This window comes from Algirhabdus cladophorae, assembly GCF_044772865.1.
GTDB classification, from domain to species: Bacteria; Pseudomonadota; Alphaproteobacteria; order Rhodobacterales; family Rhodobacteraceae; genus Algirhabdus; species Algirhabdus cladophorae.
The window spans coordinates 2,162,856-2,184,495 of the sequence record NZ_CP173029.1 but is presented as its reverse complement, the minus strand read 5'-3'; the positions used below and the strand labels follow the sequence as shown (position 1 = coordinate 2,184,495).

At 55.8% G+C, this 21,640-nt stretch carries 17 protein-coding genes and 1 pseudogene; 3 read left to right on the top strand and 15 right to left on the bottom strand.

The window, feature by feature from the left end; all coding sequences use genetic code 11:
* Nucleotides 1–3 precede the first annotated feature (3 nt).
* From ACIRQ6_RS10480 to ACIRQ6_RS10470, 3 genes are all read left to right on the top strand, one after another.
* On the top strand, nt 4–897 hold the full coding sequence (locus ACIRQ6_RS10480; RefSeq protein ID WP_420860533.1) for a TIM barrel protein: 894 nt from the start codon (nt 4–6) through the stop codon (nt 895–897).
* A gap of 11 nt (nt 898–908) precedes the next feature.
* A complete protein-coding gene (locus tag ACIRQ6_RS10475) occupies nt 909–2,045 on the top strand; it encodes a Gfo/Idh/MocA family protein (protein WP_420860532.1) in 1,137 nt (378 codons plus the stop codon).
* A gap of 67 nt (nt 2,046–2,112) precedes the next feature.
* A complete protein-coding gene (locus tag ACIRQ6_RS10470; protein WP_420860531.1) occupies nt 2,113–2,415 on the top strand; it encodes an inorganic diphosphatase in 303 nt (100 codons plus the stop codon).
* Here the strand turns inward: ACIRQ6_RS10470 and ACIRQ6_RS10465 are convergent.
* The 15 genes and pseudogenes from ACIRQ6_RS10465 to ACIRQ6_RS10395 all read right to left on the bottom strand — a co-directional run bounded on the left by ACIRQ6_RS10465 (nt 2,412) and on the right by ACIRQ6_RS10395 (nt 21,480).
* Nucleotides 2,412–3,410 carry a LacI family DNA-binding transcriptional regulator gene (locus ACIRQ6_RS10465; RefSeq protein ID WP_420860530.1) on the bottom strand — a complete coding sequence of 333 codons (999 nt, stop codon included), beginning with the start codon at nt 3,408–3,410 and terminating at the stop codon, nt 2,412–2,414. The genes ACIRQ6_RS10470 and ACIRQ6_RS10465 overlap by 4 nt on opposite strands.
* 131 nt (nt 3,411–3,541) lie before the next feature.
* The gene (locus tag ACIRQ6_RS10460; protein WP_420860529.1) at nt 3,542–4,570 is read right to left on the bottom strand and encodes an extracellular solute-binding protein; all 1,029 of its coding nucleotides are present in this window, start codon (nt 4,568–4,570) and stop codon (nt 3,542–3,544) included.
* A 128-nt stretch (nt 4,571–4,698) separates the two neighbouring features.
* Complete coding sequence (eutC, locus tag ACIRQ6_RS10455; protein WP_420860528.1) at nt 4,699–5,484, bottom strand: ethanolamine ammonia-lyase subunit EutC; 786 nt, start codon at nt 5,482–5,484, stop codon at nt 4,699–4,701.
* Nucleotides 5,481–6,857: an ethanolamine ammonia-lyase subunit EutB gene (locus ACIRQ6_RS10450; RefSeq protein ID WP_420860527.1), complete on the bottom strand. Its 1,377-nt coding sequence runs from the start codon at nt 6,855–6,857 to the stop codon at nt 5,481–5,483. The genes eutC and ACIRQ6_RS10450 overlap by 4 nt, the downstream gene beginning before the upstream one ends.
* 119 nt (nt 6,858–6,976) lie before the next feature.
* Nucleotides 6,977–8,038, bottom strand: a complete 1,062-nt coding sequence (locus ACIRQ6_RS10445) for a DUF3419 family protein (RefSeq protein ID WP_420860526.1) — start codon at nt 8,036–8,038, stop codon at nt 6,977–6,979.
* Complete coding sequence (locus ACIRQ6_RS10440; protein ID WP_420860525.1) at nt 8,025–9,311, bottom strand: F390 synthetase-related protein; 1,287 nt, start codon at nt 9,309–9,311, stop codon at nt 8,025–8,027. Before ACIRQ6_RS10440 ends, ACIRQ6_RS10445 begins: the two co-directional genes overlap by 14 nt.
* Entirely contained in the window at nt 9,311–10,144 is an 834-nt protein-coding gene (locus ACIRQ6_RS10435) for an MBL fold metallo-hydrolase (protein ID WP_420860524.1), read from the bottom strand. Before ACIRQ6_RS10435 ends, ACIRQ6_RS10440 begins: the two co-directional genes overlap by 1 nt.
* Complete coding sequence (locus tag ACIRQ6_RS10430; RefSeq protein WP_420860523.1) at nt 10,141–11,124, bottom strand: NAD-dependent epimerase/dehydratase family protein; 984 nt, start codon at nt 11,122–11,124, stop codon at nt 10,141–10,143. The genes ACIRQ6_RS10435 and ACIRQ6_RS10430 overlap by 4 nt, the downstream gene beginning before the upstream one ends.
* A gap of 3 nt (nt 11,125–11,127) precedes the next feature.
* Entirely contained in the window at nt 11,128–12,129 is a 1,002-nt protein-coding gene (locus ACIRQ6_RS10425; RefSeq protein WP_420860522.1) for a 3-oxoacyl-[acyl-carrier-protein] synthase III C-terminal domain-containing protein, read from the bottom strand.
* Between the two features lie 215 nt (nt 12,130–12,344).
* A complete protein-coding gene (locus ACIRQ6_RS10420) occupies nt 12,345–13,370 on the bottom strand; it encodes an NAD(P)-dependent oxidoreductase (protein WP_420860521.1) in 1,026 nt (341 codons plus the stop codon).
* 52 nt (nt 13,371–13,422) lie between these two features.
* Nucleotides 13,423–15,993, bottom strand: coding sequence for a molybdopterin-dependent oxidoreductase (locus tag ACIRQ6_RS10415; protein ID WP_420860520.1), 2,571 nt, complete (start codon nt 15,991–15,993; stop codon nt 13,423–13,425).
* A gap of 29 nt (nt 15,994–16,022) precedes the next feature.
* Nucleotides 16,023–17,255: pseudogene (locus tag ACIRQ6_RS10410) on the bottom strand (NAD(P)/FAD-dependent oxidoreductase); the annotation flags it as partial.
* Nucleotides 17,255–18,925: an ABC transporter ATP-binding protein gene (locus tag ACIRQ6_RS10405; RefSeq protein ID WP_420860519.1), complete on the bottom strand. Its 1,671-nt coding sequence runs from the start codon at nt 18,923–18,925 to the stop codon at nt 17,255–17,257. The pseudogene ACIRQ6_RS10410 and the gene ACIRQ6_RS10405, both read right to left, overlap by 1 nt.
* 6 nt (nt 18,926–18,931) lie before the next feature.
* The gene (locus ACIRQ6_RS10400) at nt 18,932–20,011 is read right to left on the bottom strand and encodes an ABC transporter permease (RefSeq protein ID WP_420860518.1); all 1,080 of its coding nucleotides are present in this window, start codon (nt 20,009–20,011) and stop codon (nt 18,932–18,934) included.
* A 101-nt stretch (nt 20,012–20,112) separates the two neighbouring features.
* The gene (locus tag ACIRQ6_RS10395) at nt 20,113–21,480 is read right to left on the bottom strand and encodes a CmpA/NrtA family ABC transporter substrate-binding protein (RefSeq protein ID WP_420860517.1); all 1,368 of its coding nucleotides are present in this window, start codon (nt 21,478–21,480) and stop codon (nt 20,113–20,115) included.
* Nucleotides 21,481–21,640: the final 160 nt, after the last annotated feature.

The window sequence follows — 21,640 nt, the reverse complement described above, 5'->3', positions numbered from 1 at the left end:
TTCATGACACTTAAAATAGGCAATGCCCCCTGTTCTTGGGGCGTGGAATTTGCGGGCGATCCGCGCAACCCTGATTGGCGCGAGGTGCTGCGCCAAAACGCGGCTGCGGGCTATACGGGCATTGAGTTGGGGCCAGTTGGTTTTATGCCAGAGGACCCGCCGCAGGTGGCCGAGGCTTTGGATGAACACGGATTGGAATTGATTGGCGGGGTTGTGTTTCGCCCTTTCCACGATCCAGCGCAGTGGGACGACGTGATGGACGGGGCTGTGCGCACCTGCAAGGCGCTGGTGGCCCACGGCGCCCAGCATTTGGTACTGATCGACAGTATTTCAGAACGTCGCGCACCGACCGCTGGCCGGGCCGGGGCCGCTGAACAAATGGGCAAAGACGAATGGGTTGCTTACCGCAATAAAATCGCCGACGTGGCCAAATTGGGCGCCGAAGAATACGGCCTGACCGTGGGCATCCACGCCCATGCGGCAGGCTTTATGGATTTTGAGCCAGAGCTTGAGCGTCTACTGTCCGAAGTAGATGAAAATATCCTCAAAATCTGCTTTGATACGGGCCATCATTCCTACGCAGGCTTTGATCCCGTCAGCTTCATGGAACGCTATATCGACCGCATCAGCTATATGCATTTTAAGGATATTGATCCGGTAGTGAAGGCCGATGTGATCGCCAAATCTACAGGCTTTTATGATGCTTGCGGGCAGGGCATTTTCTGTAACCTTGGCGATGGCGATGTGGACTTTCCGCGCGTGCATCAAATCCTTGTCGACAATGGCTTTGAGGGGTGGTGCACCGTGGAACAAGACTGCGATCCGGCCCTTGGCAACACCGACCCGTTGCGCGATGCCAAGATCAATCGCGAATATCTGCAATCCATTGGATTTTAAGGGGAAATCACATGGCTAAATTGAAATGGGGCATGATTGGTGGCGGCGAAGGTAGCCAAATCGGCCCGGCTCACCGTCTCGGCGCATTGGCCGATGGTCTCTTTGAATTTGCGGCGGGCGCTTTGGATGTGGACGCAGAAAAAGGCCGTGCCTATGCCCAGTCTTTGGGGATCGCACAGGACCGGGCCTACGCCAATTGGCAAGACATGCTAGAGGGCGAAAAGAACCGCCCGGACCGTATTGATCTGGTCACAGTGGCCACACCAAATGCCACGCATTTTGAGATCACCAAAGCCTTCCTCGAGGCAGGTTTTAACGTGCTGTGTGAAAAGCCCATGACGATGACCGTCGAAGAGGGCGAAGAGATCGTGCGCGTTGCCGAAAAGACCGGTAAAATCTGCGCGGTAAACTACTGCTATTCGGCTTATCCCATGGTGCGCGAGATGCGCGATATGGTGCGGCGTGGCGATCTGGGCAACGTGCGCTTGGTCGTCACCAACTTCAGCCACGGCCATCACGGGGACGCCACAGATGCGGACAACCCGCGGGTGCGTTGGCGCTATGATCCGGCGATGGCGGGTGTCTCGGGGCAGTTTGCAGACTGTGGAATCCACGCGATGCACATGGCGTCCTTTATCGCAAATGATCAGGTTCGCAGCCTGTCGGCTGATTTTGCCTCGACGATCTCCAGCCGCGTTTTGGAAGACGACGCGATGGTCAATTTCCGCATGGAAGGTGGCACCGTGGGCAGGCTCTGGACATCATCCGTAGCGATCGGTCGCCAGCACGGGTTCGACATTCAGGTCTTTGGCGAAATGGGTGGGGTGCGCTGGGCCTCTGAACACCCCAACCAAGTGTTCTATACCCCTGTTGGGGGCCGTACCCAGATCATGGAAAAAGGCGAAGACGGGTTGAGTGACGAGGCAGGCCGCCTCAGCCGTGTAGCCATCGCCCACCCTGAGGGTTTTCCGCTGGCTGTGGCGAATATTTACGTGGACTTGGCTGCGGCGATCAGCGGTGAAACCCGGTCCAGCCTGCCTACTGCCGAAGATGGCGTGCGCTCCATGGCGGCTGTGCATCAGGCCGTGGCCTCAGCCAAGGCAGACGGCGCATGGGTCGACGCGCGCCCACCAATGTATCGCGCCTAATTCAACCCTCATGCAGGTGCGCCGCCCCTCGGAACGTCCATTGGATTGGCTAGGACAACGGTTCAGGATGCAAGTAGATCGCCCATTGGGCAGCTTGCATCCTCGGCACCACTCTCTGCGATATGAACTCAATTATGGGTTTATTCCCAATACCTTGGCGGATGATGGACAAGAAGTAGACGCCTATCTAATTTGCGTAGAACGGCCCGTCGAGCATTTTGATGGGATATGTATTGCCATTCTACACCGGCTTAACGATGTTGAGGACAAACTGGTCATCGCGCCAAATAATACCACTGTGAGTGACGCTGAAATCCTTGAACAAACCCGCTTTCAAGAAAAGTTTTTTGATACAAAACTGCTGCGCTAGCGTGGCGCGCGAAGGGTGCTGCGTTCCATGATTTTGCACGGAAAGATCCGCGCCTCAGGGTAGCGATTAGGATCGTCCAGCATTGCCGTGACCAGTTCAATGGAATTGTCGATAATCTGCTGGATGGGCATGTGGATTGTGGTCAGATCGATGTTTTGCCAGCGCGCCATTTCCATGTCATTCAGCCCAATTAGGCCAATGTCTTGGGGCACGCGCAACCCAGCCCCTTCTATCGCGCTGAGTGCCCCAATAGACAGCACATCATCGCCGCAAAAATAGGCCTCTGCAGGGGAGTCCAACAGAAGCTTGGCCATTTCGACCCGGCCTGCATCAAAGGAATAATCGGCGGCAAAACTATGGGTGGCCTCGACCATTGGATTGGCGCGGATGACTTCGGAAAAGCCAGAAAATCTGTCTAAAGTTGAGGTCGCACTTTCAGGCCCGCCTAAAAATCCTACCCGACGATGACCGCGTTCCACAAGGGTGCGCGCGGCCATGCGACCGGCCTCAACATTGTCGATGCCTACCACATGCACGTCAGGTGAACTGGCAAACCGCCCGAAGGAATGGACCACAGGAATACCGGCATCGCGAAACGCTTTGGCAAAACTAGGGGAAAGGGTCGACGAGGCAACAATTGCGCCGTCCACAGAATATTCGCGCAACAGCCGCACGGAATTTTCCGGCTCAGTTTCATGGCTGAGATTGACAAGCAAAGGTCGCAAACCACGATCCTGCAGTCCACGCGTGAACAGATCGAAGACTTCAAGAAAGATCGGGTTGTGAAAGTTGTTCGAGATCAGTCCGATAAGCTTGGTCCGGCCAGTGGTGAGGGACGAGGCGAGGGCATTGGGGTGATAGCCCAATTCATCCGCAGCCTTTTTGACCTTGGCCCGGGTCTTGTCGGAAACAGAGGCCCCTTTGGTAAAGGTCCGCGACACCGCCGAGCGCGAAACGCCTGCCCGTTTTGCCACATCTTTTAATGTCACATTCATGCAGCGTAATTAGCGCGATTGGGGGCAAATGGACATAGTTTTATGCAACCGGTTGCGGATCGGGGATTTGCGCACAAAAAAAGGCACCGACAGGGTCGGTGCCTTTTATGGCGTCAAGCATCCGTAAGGGCTTACTTCCAGCCGACTTGATTAAAGATTTCCTGTGCTGTGCTGACGTTTTTCGCGACTTTGCTCAGGTCAACTGTATCTGCTGTGAATTCGCCCAGTTTTGCCACGCTATCGCTCAGTGGAACGCCTGCAACTGTCGGGAATTCATCGTTGCCTGCGGAAAAATAAGCCTGTGCCTGCTCGCTGGACAGGTACTCCATGAACTTGATTGCGTTTTCGAGGTTCGGGGCATTTGCCGCGACACCACCACCTGAAAGGTTCATATGCGCCCCTTCGGCCTCTTGGGCAGGGAACAACCAACCGATCCGGTCGATATCAGCAGTGACCCCTTTGACGTCCCGACGCAGGGCGCGGGCAAAGTAATAGGAGTTCGAGATTGAAACATCGCATTCACCTGAGATCAGTCCGCGCAATTGATCTGTGTCGCCACCTTCTGGATCGCGTGCAAAGTTTGCCACAACACCAGCAGCCCAATCTGTCGCGGCCTCAACACCGTGGTTTTCGATCACCGCGGCCAACAGGGTTTGGCTGTAGACGTTGCTGGACGAGCGATGGCAGACCATGCCTTTGTATTTTGGATCGGCCAGAGACACATAATCCAAGGGCGGCTCGGTCACGTCGGCTTTGTCATAAAAGATGATGCGCGCGCGTTGCGAGAAACCGAACCATTGATTGTCACTGTCTTGCAGGTTCGCGGGAATACGATCCTCTAGCACGGCGCTGTCAATGGCTTGCAAAACACCGGAGTCTTTGGCCCGTTCGAGGCGGGATGTATCGACGGTTAGCAGGATATCTGCGGGGGAATTGCGCCCCTCGGCCGCCATACGTGCGATCAATTCGTCGGCCTTACCTTCGATACGGTTGATGGTGATGCCTGTGGCGTCGGTGAAGTCGGAATAGAGCCGTTCGTCCGTGTCATAGTGGCGCGAGGAATAGAGGTTCAGTTCGCCTTCGGCCATGGCGACGCCGGCGGTTGAGGTTATGCAGGCAGCCAGCGCTGCACAAACGAGAGAAGACTGAGAAGAAGACATAGGTTGGATCCTAAATTAAATTCTGATTGTTTTAGTCAGATAACAGATTCTCGCGGCAATGCAAATAAATCTGATAATTATTGTCAGAAATAAATTTCAACAGAGTCTATGACTTTCCGAGCAAGGAATTAGGCCTTGGTCTGGCTTGAAAGTGGCGCAATGCCGGGGGCCTTTGCAGCGTCCAGCGCCAGAACCTCACTGAGGGCCACACCGCTTTTGTTCGTGGCGCGCATGGCCTCGATCAATGCAAGGGCTTGCTGGGCTGCGGCCCCCACGGCCAATCCATCCTCACGAATATTCGAAATACAATTGCGTGCGCTATCTGCCGTGTCGCACTGGGGTCTATGGGTGATGTAGACGCCCAAACTGTCCGCCGCACTCAGGCCAGGACGCTCGCCCAAGGCCATAACGACGGTTTGTGCGCCGATGGCCTGCGCAATTTTATCCCCCAACGCGACCCGTGCGTTATGGGCCAAAATCACCGGGCTGGCCGTCCAGCCCAGCGATGAAATGGCCCCACTCAAGGTCGCCATAAACGCAGGCCCATTCAGGCTGGCGGCAATAGCCGACAAGCCATCGCCCAATACCAGCGCCACGTCCACTGGTCCGATGCCTTTAAGGCCTTGGTTTTGATCCGTTGGCAATTGCCGCCCAAGATCAGGCCGTTGCACAAACATATCCCGCGTTGTGGCAGCGCTGCGCACGGATTGGTTGGGCAGATCCAAAGCCTCAAAGGTTTTCGCCATATCCGCGGCATCCAGTTCCGACATAACGGCCTCACGGGCGCGGGCATGATCCAAGGCAAAGGCAAGGGTGGAGGCTGTGTCCAAGGCCTGACCGCGCACACCGTGGGTCAACCGTGCTTGGGTTATGGCCCGAAAACTGGCCTGTTTGGGTGTTACTGGATCGGTCATGCGGCTGGCAGTTTCAGATTTTGCAGCGCTTGCGCGAGGCTTGGAAGTTGCACGTTGGGATCGCCGATGCCATTGGCCCGCATCCATTTGGCAAATTCCGGCGCTGGCGGGCATTTAAGAGTGTCGCGAATGAACTGCGCGTCCTGAAAGCTGAGGCTTTGATAATTCAGCATGATATCATCTGCCCCGGGTACAGTTATCACAAAGTTCACCCCCGCCGCCGCCAGACTGGTCAACAAGATATCCATATCCTCTTGATCGGCATAGGAATGGTTGGTGTAGCAAATATCCACGCCCATAGGCAGGCCCAGCAGTTTGCCGCAAAAATGGTCCTCTAATCCTGCGCGGATAATCTGTTTGCCGTCCGCGAGATACTCGGGGCCGATAAACCCCACCACCGTGTTGACCAAAAGCGGCTTATACTGGCGGGCTACAGCATAGGCGCGGGTCTCGAGGGTTTGTTGATCCATGCCGTGATGCGCCTGTGCGGAAAGGGCAGCCCCTTGGCCGGTTTCAAAATACATCAGGTTCGATCCTGCAGGCGCACGACCAAGCCCGTGGATGGCATCATAAGCCTCGTCCAACATGGGCAGTGTCACGCCAAAGCCATCGTTTGCCTTTTGCGATCCCGCGACGGATTGAAACACCAAATCAACTGGGGCGTTTTGGGCGATTGCTGCAATTGCCGTGGTCACGTGACCCAAGCAACAGTGCTGGGTTGGGATGTCCAGTTGCGTCCGAATGGCCTCTAGAACCTCGCAGATACGGATATAATCGGGCAGGGCGTCCGTGGCCGGATTAACGCCAATCACCGCATCGCCGGCACCATGCAGGAGCCCGTCCAAGGCGGACAGCGCTATGCCTTGCGTATCATCAGTGGGGTGGTTGGGCTGGTTGCGCGTGGCGATATGCCCCTGCAAGCCAATCGTCGACCGGAACCGTGTGACCACTTCGATCTTGGCCGCCACAGCGATCAGATCCTGGGCGCGCATGATTTTGCTGACAGCCGCTACCATTTCGGGCGTCAAGCCGATCCCAATTGCGGCCAGTTCTGCGCCAGTTGTTGTGGGTGCCAGCAACCAGTCACGGAAGGTGCCGACGGTCATGCCGGACACAGGTGCAAAAGCCACCTCGTTAAACTGTGCGGCGATCAATGCGGTTACATCATCGCCGTCTACTTCTAAGATATCCTCCCGCAAGGCTTTTAGGGGCAGATCCGCAAGGCAATGTTGAGCCGCAAGGCGTTCCACAGGGCCGTCCGCCGCAATTCCCGCCAATATATCGCCCGAACGTTCCGGCGTTGCTTTGGCCAGCAAGGTTTTGAGAGACGCAAACCGGTAGCGGGTGCCGCCCAGATCGTAGGATAATGCCATGGCAAAACTATGCCACTGCTGTGCCTGATCTGACAAGTTTATTGCAAGGCAGCGCGTATCGCGGCTTTGGTCTGTAGGCCGGGCTGGCCCGCCTAAGACTGGCGTGCATAAAAATCATGCTAAGCGCGCAAAATGCGGCCCGCGCGAATATCATAGATGATCGACCGATCCTGTTGCGTCAGCCTGTCGGACAAAGGCCTGTCCAACTGCAAGGCGGGCAGGGGCAAGGCCATATCGTTCATAAAGACACGTTCGCAAAACGCCGCACCGGGGGCGGCCGTGCCGACAATCCCTTGCCAACAGGCTGTGTAGGCCTGCACGTCGCAATAAGAGCCGAAATCAGACAAGGAAAACCCGTCGATCTGGCCCAGATTGAGATCTGGCAAAGCGGTAAGGTGGCCTTCAACAATGCGCAATCTTCCTAGCCCTGCGCGCAGCCGGTCGTAGTTCTGCGACCGCAAATGCACAGGCAATGCGGCGTCTGGATCATGGTGTCCTTTGAAAATAAGGGTGGCAAAATCACTGTCACGAAACAAAAAACGTTGGGCGGCGCTGTCGAAAAGGTCTTCGAACCGTTGCCCGGTTTCCCGTGGGGTCGGCAAAAAGGCCCCGCCTGGTTCGCCAATGATGCGTTGCCAAATCCAATCGCGTCCGGTGAGTTCCACAAATTTGCGCATCCAGCCGTCGGCAAATACATCGCGCCAAATCTGAGATTGGTGTTCAAGCGTGGGGGCGTTCATCAAGGCATCGATGCTTTTGCCACGAAACAACCTGAGGAACTTTGCGTTCCAAAACAACAGCTTTTCCCATTTTCCCGCGTACCACAAACCTTTGCGGATCTGGCTGGATCGTGCATCCCAATACGCCTGTTGGTGCTCGCCAAGATGCGCCCGCACGCGTTGATAAAGCTCGCTGCGATCGCCAGACGTTACTCCGATAAAGGTCAGAAATTCCCTATAACTCAGGCTTTTGATCGCTGCGATTTTGAGGGAAAGCAGCGCGTTTTGTGCGGGGTTCACGTCAAAGGCTATGACCTCAGCCGCATCTGTCATCAGCAAATCCAACGGTCGTGTACCCGATCCCGTGATGCACAAAATCTTTGAAGCTTCGCCGAGGGCTGCAATTTCTGTGGCACCATCCTCGTTCGCGGAGGAAAAGTTAAGGTTCTTAAAGAAGTCCATGTACGTCTTTCTGATCAACTGTGTGATCTGGCTGCCAATCGCGACGGATGCGGCGCAGCTTGCCGGGCTGGTTTAGGTCAAGGGGGCTGTGATTTATCGTCAGATCCTGCGCCCCGTGCGTTCTGAAAAGAGCGCGCAAATTTTGCGCGACATTGTCGGCGACGTCGGGTGGCAGGTCCTCTAACAGTCTGAGATCAATTTCGTTTGGACCGGTTTGCACCAATTGAAACTGGGTGATGCGACGGTCCGTGTCGACAATCGCGTTGCGCAGAATATCTGGGGTCACTTCAATGATCCCCGTCGCCGATCCAAGGCAAAACACATCGTCCTGACGCCCCACAATTTCGTGCACCACTTGAGTTGGCAGGCCGCAGGCGCAGGGGGCAGGATCTAGGCGCAACAGATCATCCAAACGGTAGCGCGCCATGATCTGGGTGCTGCGGCTAAAATCTGTCAATATCGGCATGACGAGGCCCCCACTGGCGGGCTGAAATTCGAAATAGAGACAATCCTCGGCCAGATGCATGCGGCCCATTTGGCAGGTAGTCCCCAAAAGCCCCTCGGTGGCCATGTAGATCTCATGCAGTGTCAAATCCCATCCCGCCTCGATACTATTGCGGTCCAAGGGATCCAGTTTTTCCGCGCCTGAAAATGCGCGTTGTGGCCTGATCTTTACCTGTTCTTCAACACAGCGCCGCAAAATACGTGGTGGGGCGATAATCGTGGTTGGGTCGAAACCCTCTAAGTCTGGACACAGCTCATCCCATGGGCGTGCCAGATCAAAGAATTGCAGCGACAGCCCCCAAAGGCTGTTTGCACTGTCATAAAGCGGGGTGTTGAGCGGCAATAAAATGGCGATCCGTTCGCGGCGTCGCCAAAAGCCAGGCATCAGTTTGGCCAGTATCGCACCCAGCCACGCATAGCGTTCCGCCTGCGAAATGGCAAACAAACCGCGGTTGCCGCTGGTGCCGGTGCTGGCCCCCACGATCAGTGGTCCTAGCGTTTTGGTGGTGTCAAATGCCTGCCACCCTTCGGCGTTGGAAATTGGCGGAGTGGTGTAGCGCGAAAAGTCAGCCATCAAACTGGCTTTGTCCATTGTGGGGATATCTTGCAGTGATGTTGGGTGTTCAAAGGCCGCGACGTTTGGCAGGCTGTGCTGCATCCAATGGCGCAGCTTCTTGCTCTGCCAACGCTGCAAGTCTGCGCGGCTGCGGATCCAAGTAGGGAACCAACGCAGGCGTAAATAGGATCTTAAGGCGTGTAAAATGCGCATCAAACGTCTCTATCGCAGTCAAATGGATGCAAGCACGGCCCGTGACATAAAAGGAAGTCACCGCCCCTTTTGGCAAACGCGCGGATGCGGTGCACTGTGTGGTCCGTATCACGCGCATTGTGATGCACCATGCGTGCAGGAAAACCGGGGCAGCGGTCCTCGATGATCGCCTGAGGAAGCCACTGGGCATCTACTGCATAGAGAAAAGGGGCATCTCGTGCTGGTTCGTCAAAACACAGCCCGAAATGGCCTTGCAAATGCCCGGGCAGATCGACGGCCAAAATCGCGCCATCACCAGTGATATCCCAGCCGGTGCCAAGGCCTAACGGGGCCTCGTGTTGTGCGCAGTCATCGATAAAACGTAGCCTCGATTTTAGATCAGCCGGCAGCAGATTGCGAAAAACGCCTTCCATCGCCAGACTGAGCTGAGTTTTATGGGTTACGGCCTGCCAAGCCTTTTTTGAGGTCAGAACCTTGGCCTGAGGCACCTCGTTGAGGCCGCCCACGTGGTCTGCATGAAAATGCGTTATAACAACAGTGTCGATCTGTTTGGGGTGCAGGCCCAAACGGGCAAGCCCTGTGCGAATGGGATTGGCGTCCAAAGCAGAGGGCTGCAACATCATACGATAGAGCGGCAAAAGCGGCCCTTCGCCGGGCTGGCGCTTGCCGATGTGCCCCCCGTAACCGCAATCAATCAAGGTGTGACCCAAGGCAGGGTGTTGGAAATATCCAACACGGACCCGCAACGGCAGGATTTTACGCCGGTCCCCGCCACGCAACAGCAGACTTTCTGGTTTGGGCAACAGCGATGTCGTGAAAAATTGCGGTGTCATGGGCGAGTGTCCTGTCCAAAACTGTGAGCCAGGCCAGCGGTCAGATCCAGCTGCGGTTGCCATGGCAGTGCCCTTGTAATTGCCGTTAAATCAAGGGTTTGGGTATAGGCGAATATTCCCAACCCATAGGCTGTAGCGCGGGGTTCAGGACGGTTTGGCCGCAAACGGGCGATGGTTTCCGCCAAGCGCGTAAAGGCCAATGCCGGTCCAAGCGGGACGGTTTTCCAAACGGGTGCGATGTTATGATAGGCACAGGCCCGTTCGACAATTTCGGTTATGGGCTGTGGATCTCCGCCAGAGATGTTGAATATGCGATTGGCCGCGGCCCCGGGCGCGTCCAAGATGCACGCAATCGCCGACACCACGTCTGAAATATGGGTGATATCGGTTTGTGGCTGTCCCCCTCGAAACAAAGGCAGCGCCCCGGTTTTTGCGGCATGAAGGAGCCGCGGCAAAAGGGTTGTGTCGCCTTGTCCATAAAGCCCTCTTGGGCGCAAAATTGTCGAAGCAACGGGCGCTGCCGTGACCAAAGCCTCGGCTTTGGTTTTGGTCTGTGCATAGGCATTGACGGGCGGTGGCAAGGGGTGATCCTCAGCCACGTCTATTTGGTCCGCAAACCGGAAATATACCGACGGGGAGGATATGAAAATCAGATGATCGACACCCAAATCTGCCGCCAGATTGAGCACATTTTGAGTTGTTGTCACGTTGGCCACCTCAAAGTCCGAGCGGCGTCCCCACGGAGACGACAGAGCCGCACAATGTACGATTTGGCGCACGGATTTTAGGCGCTCGGTGCTTTTGACGCCGATGGGTTGGGCCAATTCCAGTGCCAGGCGGCGGGCGGCTGGTACGGGCAACGTGGCCAGCTTTTGCCTGTTGCGGCCCGTGACGTAAACATCGCGGCCCTTGGCGTGCAATGCCTTGGCCAGGTTGGAACCTAAAAACCCTGTGGCGCCGGTGATTAAGACTGCACACATCCGTTAAAAGTCCATCACAAGGCCGCCAAAAGAAACCCCTGCTGAGGTCCCCAAAAGGGCGATCCGATCACCAGTTCGCACATGGCCATGCTCGACTGCGTAATCTAGTGCAAAGGGGATGGATGCAGCAATCTGGTTGCCAAAATCGGAGGCAATATTAAGGACTTGCGCTGGGTCAAAGCCACAAATGCGCGTCAGATGGTTTAATCCTGCGGGGCTTGCTTGATGTGCGATGACCTGTTTGATGTCGGCGGCTTGGGTCTGGGCCATCGCCAATAGATCTTCAACAAAGCCACCAAAATGCTTGGCTGTAAGTCGAAACAGAGCCTTAGCATCCATATCAAAAGTGCTGTGGGCCGCGAAGGCTTGCGGATCGCATTGGAAGTCAAAACGGGTGCCGCCCGCCGCAAGGCTACAGGCCTCATATGCGGAGGGATAGGTCGCAAACTTGGCGGCCAGCAGTCCTGAATGATGCGCACCTGATACCACCGCTGCGCCGGCCCCATCCCCAAAAAGCCCCGCGACCTGAGGCCGTGTGTCCCACGGCAGACCACGGCTGGCCTGTTCTGCAGCGACGATCAAAATGTTTTGCTCGGGCTGTAGCTGCAGTTTTTCGGCGGCCATGTGCAATGCGGTTGGAAACCCTAAGCATGTGGCGTTTACATCCGCTGCAAAACACCTGCCGTCGGCAATTCCCAATCGTCGTTGAATAAGCGGGGCCATGGCCGGAATGGATTGATAGGCCACCGCCGCTGTGCTGAGGACGACATCAATATCCTGCGCTCCTAATCCCGCGGATCTAAGCGCCTTTTGCGCCGCGTCCTGAGCCAAATCAATCTGGCCTTCGGCATCACAGAGGTAGCGGCTGGTCACGCCTGTTAGGCCTTCAAGAGTACCCTCGGGATAGCCGTGGGCCTTGTCTAAATCTGTAGACAACCATTTTTTGCAGGGCAGGGCGCGCCCTGTTCCCAAGACCTTTAGTCCGATCTGTGTGTTCTGTTGCACTGGCACTAACTTTCCAATTAAAAATGTGAACCACGTTCATAAATTGGGAGTTCCATGGCTATCCGTCAAGGTAAGGGATTCCATGCGTTTTGCGTAGGTTTTGTATTTTGGTGGACTCTGGCGTTGAAACGGAACGACAAAATCGGAGTATAATGGTCCGAGATACAGCCCTTTGGGGGACAGACAGATGTGCTCTACCCCTGAAAAAAGCGGTGTCAGCCAGTGCGAGCGGTGACCCCATGGGCCGGAATTTCGACACCCGGGATATGTTCAAAAGGCACCTGCGCCGTTGAGGCAAACTGCGCATAGCGCGAAATGAGCTCTGTCGAACTGCTTGTTAAATGAACAATGCGTTGACCTTTGCGGGCCGCATTTATCAACAGCTGCGTTGTCTTGTCGGCTGGCCATTGTCCCTGTCCTGACTGCGCACCAATGGCGACGCGGTCGGCATCCCGCCGCGCCAGCTCTAGGATCGCAGACCCCAAGGTGCGGTCGTAGTAAATCACGTCGGCCTCTTGCAAACGTTGCACCCCGCGCAGGGTCATCAGGTCTTTGTCAGCGCTTTCAGCGGCAGAGATCACACAGAGGGCGCCTGCGGTTTTGGCCTCAAAAGTATCTTCCAAAATGGCCGCCTTGATCAATCGGGCAGCGTCCTGTTCCTGACCACCTGCGTGCAGTTGACGTACAGGGCCCGCAAAGACCCAACGCCAAAGATCGCGGCGACGCCTTGGGGACAGTCTGCGCGCTGCAAGATCCCGCAATCGCCCAGCGAGGGCCGCCAGATCCCCCAGCCGTGGCTCCAACATTTCTTCGACACGGGTTTTGATCTGCCGTGCCAAAACCGGGGCGGTGCCTTCGGTTCCAATGGCCACAACAACAGGCGCACGATCGACAATGGACGGGGTGATCGCGTCGCACAACTGAGGTTGGTCTACGACATTTACTGTTGCGCGGGCGGCTTTCGCCACAGCATGCAAACTGGCGTCCAAGCCTGGACAGCCTGAGGCGACAAAAACCAATGCGGTGTCGGCAAAATGCTGGGCCGTAATCGGGCCCGTAACCCAGTTAATTTTGCCGCTACGGTGCAAATCCTTCAATTCTGGGTCCAATTCTGGGGCCAAAACAGTAATGTCGGCTTCGGTTTTCAGGATCAACCGGCATTTTTGTGCAGCCTGTTCGCCACCACCTGCGATGACCACCCGTCGGCCCTGCATTTGAAGAAACATTGGAAAAGTCTTCATTGTAGGGTCCTCCAGATAGAAATAGGCGTGGGGATTTGGGTAGACACAGCGATCACTCGGCGGCCAATGGGCGCGCGGATTTGGCCAATAGTGCCTGCAGTTCAGGCTTGCAAGAGCCGCAATTTGTGCCTGCGCAGGTCGCCGTTCCAATGGCGTCCACACTGCTGGCTCCGGCCTCTATGGCCGATTGGATGGTGTTGACGCCCACATTCAGGCAGGCGCAAATTGTCGTACCAGGGTCGGGTTGATCTGCGGCGGCACGTCCGGCCAAAGCGGCCAGCGCTGAGGATTTAGTTCCGATCAAAGATACGACATGAGCGCGGGCCAATTGCACGGGGCTGCGACCTGCGAAAAAGACGGCGCGCAGAACGCCGTTTTGGTGAAACGCTACACGAGGGGCTGGGCCAGCGACTGTTGCCACATCACACTCTGGCAGGTTTAGAATAGTCTGGGCAAAGGCCGCCCAATCGGTGGGCAGAGTAGATCCCGCCAATTCTGCCTGCCATCCGGTCAAAGACTTGGCCACGGCAAAATAGTCGCTATCGGGGGCGATGGGATCCAGCGAGGCGCAAAAACCGAACCACTTAGCCGAAAATTTTTGCGCGGCCACATACCCTGCCTTTAGGGCGGGTTGTCCTGATACGGGATCAGTTGAGGCAGGAACAAGTCCGTTGACCCAACCCCGGCTGCTATTTTGCCGGGTCCAATGCATCGGCGCAAAAAGCTGACGTCGGGCAGTCTGATCACTGATTAAAGCCCGCAAAATTGTTTGGCCGTTGGCATTGTCCAAGCGCAGCAAATCCCCGTTTGTCACCCCAAGCTCGGCGGCATCCTGCGGATGAATTTGCGCATAAGGTTCTGCCAGATGGGCCCCCAGCCGCGGTGCTTTTCCCGTGCGCGTCATCGTATGCCATTGATCGCGATTGCGGCCAGTATTCAGACGGAACCCCACGTGATCTGTAAGCGCAGGTGCCGCTATCGGCAGCATTTTGGCCTTGCGATCAGAATGGAAAAACCCGCCGTCGGCAAAAAACCGGTGGTCATTGCTGGGCCATTGAGTAGGCTGCATGGCCTCGTAATCAATGCCCTCAAATTGTGACAAATCCAGATCACGCTCAAAAGACGCAGCCGCCTGCGACAAAGCCACATATTCGGCAAAAATGGCTTCGGGGCCATTATAATCAAACGCAGCACCCCAGCCCATCTTGGCGGCGACATCACAGATGATTTGCCAGTCCGGCCGCGCGTGTTCTGGTGCTTCCATGAATGCCCTTTGGCGCGAAATACGGCGTTCGGAATTTGTGACGGTCCCGTTCTTTTCGCCCCAACCGGATGCAGGCAGCAAAACATCAGCCAGATCGCCTGTATCTGTGCGTTCCATAATGTCTGACACCGCAACGAAAGGTACTTTGGCGATCGCATCTGCGACGGCATTGGCGTCTGGCAGGCTCACAGCAGGGTTGGTCGACATCACCCACAGGGCCTTGATCTGGCCCGATGCGCAGGCCTCAAAAAGGTCGATGGCCTTTAGACCTGCGGTCTGGCAAAGCACAGGTGCATCCCAAAATGATTGCACCAGATCCCGATGAGCCGGGTTTTCGAGGTCCAAGTGGTTGGCCAGCATATTCGCCAGCCCGCCGACCTCGCGCCCACCCATGGCGTTCGGTTGGCCAGTCACCGAAAAAGGACCACACCCGGGTTTGCCAATGCGCCCTGTGGCCAAGTGGCAGTTGAGAATAGCGTTCACTTTGTCGGTGCCACTGTTGGATTGGTTTACGCCTTGGGAGTAGACAGTGACAACCTTTTGAGTGCCGCTCCACAGCGCATAAAACTCCGCCAGATCAGCAGCGCTAAGGCCGCTATCTGCCGCATCGCTGTGACGGGCCGCAGCGACTGCAGCGTCAAACCCGTTCACATGTTGGGTGACATAGTCCATGTCCATCTGCTGCGTGTCGGCCAAATGGGCCAGCAAACCGTTAAAGAGGGCCACATCGCCATCAGGCGCAATTTGCAGATGGATATCTGCAAGGTTGCTGGTCGCGGTTTTGCGTGGATCCACATTAATCACGCGCATCTCGGGCCTGTCGGCTTTGGCCGCAGCGATGCGTTGGTGCAGTACGGGATGACACCACGCAAGGTTCGACCCCACAAGAACGATCAGATCGGCCTGTTCTAGGTCAGCATAGGTGCCCGGAACCGTGTCACTGCCAAAGGCGCGTTTGTGTCCCGCCACAGATGACGCCATGCAAAGCCTTGAATTTGTGTCAATATTTGCCGAGCCGATAAAACCTTTCATCAGCTTGTTGGCCACATAATAGTCTTCGGTCAACAACTGCCCAGAGACGTAAAATGCCACACTGTCTGGCCCATGCTCGGCGACTGCTTGGGAAAATTTTTTGGCCACCAGATCAAGGGCGTCGTCCCAACTGACGTTGGATCCAGCAATTTTTGGCTCCAACAGGCGTCCGTCCAAATCGATGGTTTGCCCAAGGGCAGCACCTTTGGAACACAGACGTCCGAAATTGGCCGGGTGATCGGGATCGCCTTGGATTGTGCCATCAGCACTGGCCAAAACACCGCAGCCGACACCGCAATAGGGACAGGTTGTGCGCGTCAGGCTCATGGGGCAAGGCTGCTCAGGCTAAGGGGTGCGGGGATCGCAGCGGACATCGCAACAGGGGCTGCAACATCATGATAGGCAGGCCCGAAAATGAGCGTGTCGCGCAGGGCTGAGACATTGGTTTTGTCGCGGATCAACCCATAATACCAGGTGCTGTCTTGGGTTTCGCCATACATGACTGCCCCTACCAAATGGTCGTCTTCCAAAACCAAGCGGCGATAGATGCGGTTGGTCGGATCGTGAAATACGATATCGTCCCGCGTCTTACGCGGAGCAAAATCGCCTGCAGAAAACAGATCACACCCAGTCACCTTTAGCTTGGTCGATAATTCTTTTGCAGCATAACGTGCCGGTGTGCTCATCAGCGTTTTGGCAGCAATTTCCGCATGATCATAAAGCGGGGCCACCAATCCAAAAAGCATGCCGCGATGTTCGACACATTCACCGATAGCCAAAATATCAGGGTCCGATGTCACCATCTGATCCGACACATCTATGCCTTTGTTAACGGTCAAGCCAGCAGCCTGCGCCAAGGCCACGTTTGGGCGTATGCCTACGGCCATCACCAGTAAGTTGCAGGGCAATTGCGTGCCATCATCCAGCAATAGGGCCGTGACATGGCCATCTGTCCCCAAGATCTCTTTTGAATGGGCGCCACATCTGATTTTGATACCTTTGTCTTGCAAGCTGAGGCGCAAAAGCGCGGCGGCGGCAGGATCAAGCTGGCGTTCCATGAGATGATCCATGATATGAACCACGGTAACATCAATGCCGCGGGCCGCCATGCCTGCTGCGGCCTCTAACCCTAGCAAACCGCCGCCGATTACAACGGCCTTCGATTGTGGCCCCAGCCCCATCATGCGTTCGGTGTCATCCAGATCGCGGTAGGCGATTACGCCGTCCAAATCATGCCCGGGCAGGGGGATCATCACCGGTGTTGATCCGGTCCCCAGCAGCAGCGTGTCATAGGCCACAACATCGCCGTTCTCGGCGGTCACGGTCTTGGCGGCAGGGTCTATCCCCGAGACTTTTTCCCCAAAACGGCAATTAACGCCATGCTGTGCATACCAGTCGTCACTATGAGTGACGATCTGCGAATAGGTCTTTTCCCCAGCCAAAACTGGTGACAGCATAATGCGGTTATAGTTGCCGCGCGGCTCTGCATTAAACAGGGTCACGCGGTAGTTGGCACCTGCGTCAAACAGGTGCTCTAGCGTTCGCCCCGTGGCCATTCCAGCCCCGATAATGACAAGGTGTTTGTCCATCACTCGGCTGCGACTGCTGGTTTCTTGGGTTTTGAGCCGTGCTCGTATTCTTCAAGAAAGTTAAGCACTTCGGCGCGGTAGTTATAGTAATCGGGGTGTTCAAGAAGCGCCTTGCGGGTGCGAGGGCGCGGCAGTTTTACATCAGTGATCTTGCCAATCGTCGCCTGTGGGCCGTTGGTCATCATAACCACGCGGTCGGCCAACAAAATCGCCTCATCTACGTCGTGGGTCACACAAATGGCGGTGACTTTGGTGCGCGACCACACTTCCATCAACACTTCTTGCAACTCCCAGCGGGTCAGACTGTCGAGCATGCCAAACGGTTCATCCAGCAACAACAGTTTTGGCGACAGAGCAAAGGCGCGGGCGATACCCACCCGCTGCTTCATCCCGTTCGACAGGCCCGAGGCCTGTTTGTTCATACTGTCGGCCAAACCAACCCGTTCAAGATAGTATTCTACCACGTCCTGGCGTTCAGCCTGCGAGGCGCGGGGGTAGACCCGATCAACGCCAATCGACACGTTTTCCTTGGCCGAAAGCCACGGAAACAGATTGGGGGATTGGAACACAACAGCGCGTTCAGGATCAGCACCTTCAACATTCCAACCATCCAAACGGATCGCCCCTTTGGAGATTGGGTTTAGACCAGCTGCCATCGTCAATACCGTGGATTTACCGCAGCCCGAGTGACCGATCAGGCTGATAAATTCGCCCTTGTTGATCTTAAGATCAAAGTCTTCGACCACGGTCAGTGGGCCTTTGGGGGTTGGATAGACTTTGTGCAGCTTGGAAAATGTCAAAAACCGTTCTTCGATCATGCCTTCTTGGGCCTTTTTGACAGCCGCTGGTACGCCGTGGATTGGGGTGACCTCTGGCAAAAGACGGGTTTCTTCGACTTTTGCAGCGATGCCCACATCCATCAGATACTTCGTCACTTGGGCGCGCAGGGCTTTGAAGGTCGCATCATCGTTCATCGCACTGCGATCGCGTGGGCGTGGAATGGTCACAGGCACGCTGTCTGCCAAAGTCCCATCCGGGTTCAGCGGAATAATTCGATCCGCCAGCAAAATCGCCTCGTCCACATCGTTGGTGATCAGAATGCAGGTCTTTTTGTCCCGTTCCCAGATATCCACAATCTCATCCGCAAGATTGGCGCGGGTTAACGCATCCAATGCACTCAGCGGTTCGTCCAACAGCAGCATCTCGGGGTTCATGGCCAAAGCCCGGGCCACTGACACACGTTGGCGCATCCCACCAGAAAGTTCCGCAGGCCGGCGACTGATCGCGTGGGGCAGGCCGACCATGTTTACATAGTGATCGATCTTTTCCTGACGCTCGGCTTTGCTCAGCTTAGGGAACACTGCGTCCACAGCCAGCCCGACGTTGCCGCCGACAGTCAGCCACGGCATCAAAGAATAGCTTTGAAAGACCAAACCGCGTTCGGGGCCAGGCCCGGTGATCTGTGCGCCTTTGAAGGTCACTTCGCCGGTATCAGGGGTTTCCAAGCCTGCGATCATGTTCATAAGAGTGGTTTTACCCGTGCCCGAGAAACCCAAGATCGCAACGAATTCACCGTCTTCTACGTCGAGGTTTATGTTTTTCAGAACTTCAGCGCGGTTGGTGCCTTGGCCAAAGCCCTTGCTGACGTTTTTGAAGGAAAGGATGCTCATAACGCTCTACCGGTTTTCTGTGAAGGTGAACATGGATTGCAGGGCGTACATGACGCGGTCCAACAAAAAGCCGATGATCCCGATGGTGAAGACAGCGACCATGATCTTGGCCAAGGACTGCGAGGATCCGTTTTGAAATTCGTCCCAGACAAATTTTCCAAGGCCAGGGTTTTGCGCCAACATTTCGGCCGCGATCAAAACCATCCAGCCCACACCGAGGGACAATCGCAAGCCAGTAAAGATGAGCGGTAGGGCGGACGGCAGAACCAGTTTGGTTATTTTCGAATAGGTCGACATCTTGAGGACCTTCGAGACACTCACAAGATCTTTGTCGATGGACGAAACACCAAGAGCCGTGTTGATCAAAGTGGGCCAAAGCGAACACAAGGTCACAGTGATGGCCGACACGAGGAAGGATTTCGAGAATAACCCATCGTTGGTCGTGTAAACTGCCGAGACGATCATCGTCACGATCGGCAACCATGCCAGCGGGCTGACGGGCTTAAAGATCTGGATAATCGGATTGATTGCGGCATTCGCAGTGATCGAAAGACCCGCCATGATACCGACGGGTATTGCGATCAACGAGGCAATCAAAAACCCAAAGAACACTGTTTTTATCGATGTCCAGATCTGTTGATAATAAGTCGGTTTGCCAGTGTAGGTGCGTTGCTTGACCTTATCGGCCTTGCCGTCAGCGATCAGTTTTGCATTGCGTTCGTCTTGACGCACATAGAACGCGGCCTCTTTGGTGCGTTCGCGTTTCGCGTCTTCGTTTAGGTTAACCGCTTGCTCCCAGACCTGTGCGGGCCCGGGGATTGCGCCCAGTGACGTTTGCACCTTGGGAGCCAATGTGCCCCATGCGACCAAGAACACCACAATCGCAAGCAATGGCACGCCCAAAAGGCGCCAAATTTCGCCCGCTTGGGCCTTTGGATTGTCGCCTGCGGCGGCCTTTAGGATGGGGGTAATCCATGCCAGCCCAAAGACCTGAAACCACGCATCGGCTTTGTTGATGCGGCTAAATCGCCGTGCGCGGCGCGCTTCGGCTTGAGCGTCGAGAGTATCTGGGTCAATGGCAGTCATGTCATAGGCCTCGTATGGCAGGGAGGGGAAACTGGAGATCAGGGAAGGATCCTCTGCCCCCAACCGATGGGCTGGGGGCAAAGGAGGGGTATGCGGCAGGCTTAGCCTTGGATGTCTGAGCCGACGACGATCTGCTGGCCTTTCAGGCCGATCGGCAGGCTTTCAAGGTAGGCATTGGGGGCGCGACCATCGTAGGGGATGCCGTCGATGATATCCTCAGCTGGTGTTGGCGCCTTGAAGCCGTCGCTGTCCCAAGGAAAGTCGACCTCGTTGGCCATGCCTTCGTCGACCAGCATTTTGGCCGCATCCAGATAGATGTCAGGACGGTAGACAGATTTCGCAGTTTCAATGAACCATTCGTCTGTCTTGGGCTCGGCGATTTGGCCCCAGCGACGCATTTGGCTCAGGTACCAGATGGCGTCGGAATAGAAGGGGTAGGTCGCGTTGTAGCGGAAGAACACGTTAAAGTCTGGAACGTCACGCTTGTCGCCTTTTTCGTATTCAAACGTCCCTGTCATCGAGTTGGCAATAACGTCGTAATCGGCACCAACATACTCAGAACGCGACAGGATTTCCACGGCGGCAGGACGGTTTGCGTTGTCGTTTTCGTCCAACCAGATGGCCGCACGGATCAACGCCTTGGTCACGGCGATTGTGGTGTTTGGATAGTCTTCGGCAAACTCTTTGGTGATGCCAAAGACTTTCTCAGGGTTGTTTTTCCACAGCTCGTAATCGGTGATCACTGGAACGCCGATGCCTTTAAATACGGCCTGCTGGTTCCAAGGTTCGCCCACGCAGTAGCCAAAGATTGTGCCGGCTTCCATGGTGGCAGGCATTTGCGGCGGTGGTGTTACAGACAAAAACACATCCGCGCCGATCTGACCCGAGACATCTTCGGGCGAATAGTATCCGGGCTCCAGACCGCCGGCAGCCAACCAGTAGCGCAATTCGTAGTTGTGCGTGGAGACCGGGAACACCATGCCCATGTTGAACGGGATCCCTTGGTCTTTGTAGTCTTCAACCACGGGGGCCAATGCGCTTGCACTGATGGGGTGTTGTGGGCGGCCATCGTCCATCAATGGAACGTTCGGCTTCATCTGTTCCCAAATGTCATTGGATACAGTGATGCCGTTGCCGTTCAGATCCATAGAGAACGGTGTGATGATATGCGCCTCGGTGCCGTAACCGATTGTTGCGGCCAATGGCTGACCGGCCAGCATGTGCGCCCCGTCCAACTGGCCGTCAATGACGCCGTCGAGCAGAACTTTCCAGTTCGCTTGCGCCTCGAGAGTAACGAACAGACCTTCGTCTTCAAAATAGCCGTTTTCATAAGCCACGGCCAAGGGGGCCATGTCTGTGAGTTTGATAAAGCCAAACGTCAGCTCATCTTTTTCAAGATCCAACGATTGGGCAAAGGCCGGTGCGGCCATGAGGGCTGTTGTCGTAGCAAGCCAAGTGAGTGATTTCATGTTTTTATCCCTGTGGAATGCAAAAAGCCGCCCGATTGACGCACGCTAGAGGGAGGAGGCGTGCACAATCGAGCGGCTTTGCTCTTTATATCGTTGACCAACAACGCCGTTGATCGGATGGGGCTTCATCGCCTTGTGACTAACTTTGCGTCTGTGTGTC